This is a genomic window from Commensalibacter communis (genome assembly GCF_947179015.1).
In the GTDB taxonomy this organism is placed as follows: Bacteria; Pseudomonadota; Alphaproteobacteria; order Acetobacterales; family Acetobacteraceae; genus Commensalibacter; species Commensalibacter communis.
In genome coordinates this window covers 20,151-27,563 of sequence record NZ_CAMXCM010000013.1, presented here as the reverse complement: position 1 = coordinate 27,563, position 7,413 = coordinate 20,151, and the positions used below count along the sequence as shown (strand labels likewise).

General features: G+C 39.3%; 10 protein-coding genes. All 10 read right to left on the bottom strand.

Annotated elements, in window-relative coordinates; genetic code table 11:
• Window positions 1-409 (bottom strand): hypothetical protein (locus tag PQG54_RS11775; RefSeq protein WP_271807729.1); only part of this gene is annotated, 409 nt, incomplete at its 3' end.
• Window positions 410-895 (bottom strand): phage fiber-tail adaptor protein, encoded by a 486-nt coding sequence (locus PQG54_RS11770; protein ID WP_271790710.1) that lies wholly within the window; start codon window positions 893-895, stop codon window positions 410-412.
• 8 nt (window positions 896-903) lie between these two features.
• A complete protein-coding gene (locus PQG54_RS11765) occupies window positions 904-2,403 on the bottom strand; it encodes a hypothetical protein (RefSeq protein WP_271790711.1) in 1,500 nt (499 codons plus the stop codon).
• Window positions 2,404-2,410: 7 nt separating this feature from the next.
• Window positions 2,411-3,091, bottom strand: a complete 681-nt coding sequence (locus tag PQG54_RS11760; protein WP_271790712.1) for a DUF2612 domain-containing protein — start codon at window positions 3,089-3,091, stop codon at window positions 2,411-2,413.
• Window positions 3,084-4,376 (bottom strand): baseplate J/gp47 family protein, encoded by a 1,293-nt coding sequence (locus PQG54_RS11755; protein WP_271790713.1) that lies wholly within the window; start codon window positions 4,374-4,376, stop codon window positions 3,084-3,086. Before PQG54_RS11755 ends, PQG54_RS11760 begins: the two co-directional genes overlap by 8 nt.
• Window positions 4,363-4,713, bottom strand: coding sequence for a hypothetical protein (locus PQG54_RS11750; protein WP_271790714.1), 351 nt, complete (start codon window positions 4,711-4,713; stop codon window positions 4,363-4,365). The genes PQG54_RS11755 and PQG54_RS11750 overlap by 14 nt, the downstream gene beginning before the upstream one ends.
• Window positions 4,713-5,267, bottom strand: coding sequence for a Gp138 family membrane-puncturing spike protein (locus tag PQG54_RS11745; protein ID WP_271790715.1), 555 nt, complete (start codon window positions 5,265-5,267; stop codon window positions 4,713-4,715). Before PQG54_RS11745 ends, PQG54_RS11750 begins: the two co-directional genes overlap by 1 nt.
• Window positions 5,260-6,354 carry a hypothetical protein gene (locus tag PQG54_RS11740; RefSeq protein WP_271790716.1) on the bottom strand — a complete coding sequence of 365 codons (1,095 nt, stop codon included), beginning with the start codon at window positions 6,352-6,354 and terminating at the stop codon, window positions 5,260-5,262. The genes PQG54_RS11745 and PQG54_RS11740 overlap by 8 nt, the downstream gene beginning before the upstream one ends.
• Window positions 6,354-6,671 (bottom strand): phage baseplate plug family protein, encoded by a 318-nt coding sequence (locus PQG54_RS11735; RefSeq protein WP_271790717.1) that lies wholly within the window; start codon window positions 6,669-6,671, stop codon window positions 6,354-6,356. The genes PQG54_RS11740 and PQG54_RS11735 overlap by 1 nt, the downstream gene beginning before the upstream one ends.
• Entirely contained in the window at window positions 6,671-7,384 is a 714-nt protein-coding gene (locus tag PQG54_RS11730; RefSeq protein WP_271790718.1) for a phage baseplate protein, read from the bottom strand. The genes PQG54_RS11735 and PQG54_RS11730 overlap by 1 nt, the downstream gene beginning before the upstream one ends.
• Window positions 7,385-7,413: the final 29 nt, after the last annotated feature.

The window sequence follows — 7,413 nt, the reverse complement described above, 5'->3', positions numbered from 1 at the left end:
GGCTGCCATCACCAGGATCAGACGTCGGTAATATCTTAAATGCCTCCGCCAATGATTTCTGCATCGCTGTGGGCGATAAAGAACCCAAAGACGACGGATCACCAGAGGCAATCCGCACAAATCCCTCATCAATCCATAATGAACACCCATCAGATGGATCGGTGCGAGGCATAGCCTTTGTCGCTTGCTTTATAATAAGTAACGCTACTTCAGGAGCTAGGTCACTAAACTTAGCCTGATAAACTTCTGCCCGATTACCATTCTTTCGAATGATTATTATTTGATCTGTATGGAATATTTGTTGTGTATCTTGAATTGTCTCTGTTGCATCACTATTCGTTGTTTGTTGATCATTACAAACACTATAATTATCCAACAGACTACACCCACATTGTTTGTCTTTTCTCATTCATATCCCCATAAAAAAACTGCTATCACTAACGAGATAACAGTTGTTAATTTTTAAAGCATTGAGTGGTGGTCTTGTATTGGGTGGTTTAACCTTTTCTGTAAAGGTTAAGTAGAGATAGTCTTGCTTAATCTCTGTTTGTTGTCCTGTGATAGATAATATCATTTCTTGGATGTAGAAACCGCCAAGGTTGGTCTGTGCCTCATATGTTAAAAAATAAGTATGGCTAGCTGTTCCACCCTCAATAAATGCAGTTAAATATGAAGCATTACAGCTAACCGATGAAACTACCAAGCCAACGCCATTCACCGTAACACTCCCCCTTGTGATATATTCATTCCCCTGGAAACGACGGCTAAAATCAACGCTATAATCTAAATAAGATGAAGCGTTTTTTAATGGGAAAGTGGCAATATTTTTATTCGTCCTTTTGGAAACTTGATAAATACGGTAAGGATTAAGCTCAAATTGTAAAAGAAGCTCCATAATTGAACCTATGAAATAATAAGATTAATATCTAAGTAAGCATAATGAGAGGATGGTTTAGGAATAATCTTTAGAGTGGTTTCCGTAAATGTGCTGGCCTTACTAAGAAAATCAATCGCACTATTATCAATATAAGCATAATTTGTAGAGGGCATATGCTCTTCACGATTATCACTTACAGTTATCGTAATTTTACTATTAACACCAACGAACAACCCCTCTCTTTTTTGCTGATAATCTATAAAACTATTTTGTCTTCTAAATGAAACATTTGTTGTCGTTATATCTGACCCTCCCATAGAGTATTTCCACAGGGCATTTTCTTTATGAAGGCATAAATTATCAATAATACACCCATTATACATATAAGTTCCACCCACCCTTTCAAACGCAGAAGATACAAAGTAAGAAGCGTTATCAAGGTCTTGTAGATTATAATTAGCTAGCCTACATCCTAAAAAGCCTACAGAAAAATTACCTTGGACGCCATCAAAACCACAATATCTAAGAGCAATAGTAATCCATTGATTTTCTGAATAAATATAAGTATAACACCACATTTTGTATAAAACTGGTCTTCTTAACCCTCGTGATGCTAAGGCCTCATCTGTTAAACAATATCCCCACCACCCATCACCGACATTTCTTTGTGTCAGTTGAAGCAGCTCTTCCCATCCGTCAGGTTGGGTTGGATCACCGTTTGGATTATTATAAGGTTCAATAATAATATTTCTGATCCCTACGTTTATGCTGGCTGCAAGTGTTTCCTTTGGTTGTTCCTGAATATTATCACCAACACTGTATATATTGCCAGGACTGTAATAATGGATATCTTCTGCTGCTTTATCACTTGTTCCTACGATATAATGGTCATCTACATCTAATACTTTAATAATAATTTGACCTGTAGATGGTGCCTTTTGAACCGCCATATCTATCGTTTTAAAGGGATTAAACCGAGTTCCATCCCCTGTCACATCGCTGCCCGTGGACCATGAAACATATTTGTAAATTGAGTTTTCTGCGGTGAATATATCTAGTTCACCAGCATCATTATAATATAAACTGGCACCATTGCGTTCAGTTATAACTGGGTAACGTCTCCATCCTTTTTGTACGCCTGGCAGAGTGATATCTAAACTATTTGGGTCTGTCTTGTTCTCATTTTCAAGGCTTATCCAATGAACCCATGTATTTTGCTCAATAGTCGCAACAATAGCTCCAAAAGAATATCCTCCTATCGCATCACATAATTGCTGATTAAAAACAGGATAACCACCAGCCTGTGTCCATTGATTTGCTTCTGATAATCTATATAAGATCCCATTATGATCACGCCCCCAAGGTGGAACACCTCCTTGTAGAACAGAAACCATGGTTTGTTTTGGAAAGCCCGTTTGAACATCTGCACGCCCATTATTGTGATCCGCCCCAGAATTAGGCACATCAAAGCGCTCTCCATTTTCTGCCCATTTGAACAAAAATGGATCTGGTCTATTTAAAGACATTTGAACCTCAATTTTTTATTTGAAAATCAACTTTTAATTCTACGCCTGCAGGTTTGAATAAAATCCCTGCGTTTAATATAATTGCTACTTCATCACTACTTGGGATAAAGTTAAGAACAATCGTCATACTCATATCTTGATTATCTTGGACGTATAACTCATGCCCTTTTGCTTTATTACCAAAAATCAGCATTAAAATTCTATTTAGATCAGACGCTGTATAATTGCTGATATTAGCATGTGCTTTAGACAAAATGAGCTTACGAAAATTGTCATCGTTAAACGTAACCTCACCCTCTAATTCTTGGAAATCACGAAACATGCCGATGGCTGTCCTGCGATCTTCATATTCAGTCAAACGATCATTATATCCTGTATTATCGTGATAAGGGCGAGCCAGTAAAAGCGTTTCCTCATTAAATCCCCAAAAGAACCCCGTAAAACTCTTGACCGTTCGATTAACCCCAACAATAATTCCCCAGATATTTAGTCCATACCCATTGGCGGTGTTGATATTCCAGATTTTATTGTAAAAATCTGTAAAGAACCCACACACTTTAATATTCTGACTGAAGCAATCAATCAGGCTTAATAATTTGGGTGAATTGGCATATTGCGCAATGACGGTTATTCGAGGATCAAGACATGGTGGCGGTTCATTTGGATTAAATACCAAATCATCAGCCATTAAATGTCACCTTTATATGGTCTTTGGTTAAACTTGGCATTTCATTAATGCCCATTGAAACCTTATTATCAAAATTTCCACCTCTCGCAATTTGAATACTGGTAACTCTTGCCCAATTACCGAGTGCCAACACTGAACGAAGGAAATCAGAGGAGAGTATTTTAGAGCCAATCCTTGGACGTATTGAACCATCTTCACCTATAAATGCGTTATAGACCGCATCCTTAATTAAAGCTTCGGCATTTTTTGGTTGATCTTGGGATCGGGTCATCACAATATTAAAATATATAGAGACATCAACAGCATATTGATAGGTCATCTGATAAGTTGGCGGTGTTGAGTAAAGTGGTTGTCCGTCGTCATCTTTGGTATCATCAGATATTTCAACCGTCACATCGCCATTCATTGCGCAGCCTGGGGGTTTCTTGCGCCAGATTGATTTGGCAATGGCTTGTTGATTATCAAAACTATCCAACGCAGCCACACATACAAAAATAGAATGCGGTTTTAACGTGACATTTCCATTGATTATTGCCTCACCAAGACTATTCTCTGTCACATACGCATCTTGGCAAATAGGACTGCCATTGGCATCTGTCAGCTTTAATAAATCCGCCATAATGCTATCCACACTATTGACCGAGTTCCCAGCCACAGACTGCCTGCGACGTTGTTCAAATTGTGCCTGACTTTCCACATTCCGACCCACCACACCAGCTTTGGGATTTTCAACACTGTCCCATCCCGCAATGCGTTGATACATGTCGATGGAATTGGCTGGGCATTCAATTGCACCTGGTTTATTACAAACGAAAGTTGCCTCGACCGTGCCAACATCGCCAATCGTATAATCTTGCTTGGCAGCATAAACATTCCCAGCCTTATCCTTGACAGGCGTTCCTTGGGGAATAACCACATTGGCCCCACCACCACGGCAAAGCCCAACCACCTCGGTATACGTTGCAGGTTTTCGTTCAATAAAGTAAATCCGCCCAATCCCGTCCTGCATCCGACCCATCGCATAAGAAGGATCAACCTGGTTCACATAATAAGCCAGCAATCGATTACGATCCGAGATAATCGCAGAAATGGACGTAACAAGCTGACCCTGAGGCGTTGAAAGTAAAAACTCACCTTCCTTATTGTAGAATTTTAATTTATTCTCGAAAGCATTTTGAAAATCTTGAATAACACCATCAAGAATTTTATCTTCTTCTGGTAAAGTAATTCCATTCTCTGACCATTCTATTTCAGGAACATTGGTTTCGATATTAATATTGGACACGATAAATATTCCCTTTTAAACCCGTGGTAACAAAAATATCACCTCTGAGGGTTCTATTTTGATCTATATACATATCCATGTCCGCATTTCGAACACCATCAACCCCAGTGGCTCGCCAAAGTAGAACTTGACGGATTAAGGGATAATTCGGATTTACCCCAAGTATTAACGCAAAATGAGGCGTTCCTTGGGATTGATCATACCAACCTTCGCCCTCAAATAACTTGATTTCGGTTGCCACCGTTTGAGCCACGCTGTATTCTTGAGACGGGGTTAACGCAATAGAACCATTCCCATCATCCAATAAATCCCAGTCTTCTGTAAGTAATAAATCCATTATGCCCCCTTTGGTGGCGTTGTATCAGCCCCATTATCTCCGTTGCCGTGAATATGTTCTTTTAATGAAACACCAGATGCCACAACGTCGCCCGTGACCATTAGATCGCCGTTGATCCTTACCTGCGGGGCTTCTATTTCAACAACACCATTGGTTATTTTGATATAGGTTGTTGGTGACTGATTATATAAAGCACCAATATAGACCCCATCAGAACGTGAGCAGACACGATCAGAGGCTGGTATGGAGCTGTTTTTAACGTTGGAAATATCCCGCGAGGCAAAGACAACAAACCCTTCGTCCCCGACTTGAGGATCACAAATAATACCCCCAACACCGCCCTGCAAACGAAGATAAGGAACATTATGCATTGGCCCCATAGAAACCTTTGTGCCATCCAGCGTTTTTTTATCAATCATTGATTGCAAATTAACCGTTTTATCCTTAATATTAACTGCAATCACCTTGGCAGGAATGGCGGTATCTAGTTTAGAGATTGCCGTATCTATCACGCTCATCTGAGCATTAAACTGATTATTAAGATGATTATCCAACCGTCGATCCCCATTTATTACTTAAATTAGAAACAAGTGTCGTTGTGTACCAATCACCGTCTGGCATCAAAGACGACAAGCTGTGTTGCATTGACGCCATACTGTGCCACACACCACAAGCAGGTTTAACCTTGGATTGAATTCGAATAGGCTGGCCAAAAATCAAAAAAGGTTTAAATACACTTTTGACGATAATACCGTTATTTGAATATTGAGGATATCCAACCATCCCAGTTTGGACACTAAACAAGGGTGGACTTTCGCTGACATTCGGTATCCCTTGTCCTTTGGGATACATATATAAAATGCTTTGTTGAATATTATATTCAAATCGACCAGCCTTGGCGCACTCGTCAAGTTGCGTTTTTAAATCACCGACAAAATGAGGATTGGTTTGTGTGGTCGTTACTTTGGCATTAACAACATGACTGATGATTGGGTTTCTGGCTCTGATTTTATCCAGCTCTTGTTGGTTTTTGGCCCCTTTAATCATTTCAACATTGAGCGTTTGAGCTTCATTACTGTTAATTGTTAATTTAAAATTATTCACAATCGCTTTGACAATATCTTCACTGGATACCGAACCACTATAGGAAACATAAGGACAAGGAACATTGTTAAATCCACCTGATGTCTGGGCTTGGATATGTGTTACATAATCAGGAACCGCGTTATAATCCGTATAAGATACCAAAATGCTGCCTTCGAATATTTTGATATATCGTGGATCATTTTCATCACTATTTTCGGTCGTAGCATAGATAATAATTTGATGGCACAACCTGCCAGGCATTGCCATATATTGCCCCAAATTCGATATTTCATCAGCAAGTTGATGAGGTAAGTTGTAAATAGTGATTTCCGCTTTACCCAACATCGATCCACTGAAATAAGAAATAGTAACCGTGGATCTGTGCCCATCGACTTTTAAAAAGTAATCTCCATTCGAAAAATAATATTGATTACCTTGAGGATCCAATCCCCCAATTAATTCAAATTTTAATAATCTTATTTTAAAGAAATTATCGACAAATCTCGTACCAACAGAAACGACTTCACTATCGTCGTTATCAACAGGTTCTGCCATTATAATCCAACCTCTCCGTCTTCATCTTTTGAAACATGATACAAAAGAAAACGTGTGCCAAATCCTAGATAGGTTGGATTGGTAAATCCATTTTGATCCACAAATAGTAAATCACCAGGGAAGTCTTTGTAAGCTGACCGAATAATCCTGACCCGATCAAGGCATAACACACCCATGATTAAAGGTTGCCCGTTCCGATTTACATCAAGATAAACCCCAGCCTTTCCCAAATCCTTTAACCTGAAATGATAGGATGCGCCCTCTAGATTAAGGCTGAATGTTTGATTATCAACCGCATCTATATCAATAAGTTCCATTATGGCAGTTTCCTTGCGGCCTGTTGTTGAGACCCCGTGGCATCTTGCATTTGTAATTGACCCACATTTTGCCCTGTTCCACTGAATGGAGTTGCATCTTCCAACGCATTCGTGACAATTGCCGTTTTTTGTATTTCTTGGAATGAGACAAGATATTTTAATAACTGACCGCTATTTTCTGCGGATTGCGAGATGGTGTAACTCGTAATTTTGATGTTCTCTATTTCAATTTGTCGAGAATGAAGAAAAAATAATGTTTCTCTGTAAACAGCGGCATTCAATGCTTTTTCAAAATAAGCGCGTTGTTTTTCAGTGCCTGTCGATAAATAAGTAACTTGCCCTTGAAACGGATTTCTAGTCATATTAAGTGAAATAAAACTGCCGTCCTCAACTGGCGCATTACTCACATTAACACTATGAGTATAATTATAACTTTGGATCCCACATTCTACTAAATTTTTGCCAACCCCGCTCGTATCCCCAAAACTAACAATACCGTCCCATTGGACATTATCACCCAACTTAATCTCGTCATTTAAAAACGAAATACTGTTATCGTAATCCACCAACCCCTCGTAGAAAGGATTGCCGTCTTTGGTAAATATCCCAAATCGTGAGTTCTTATTGACGTAATCCGTGATGAGTTTCCACCCCTGCGCCATTGCATGGGAACCCGCAACATCCACCAATCCAATACTTGTTTTACCTGCCATGATTTTTCCCAATAAAAAAGCCACCGCAT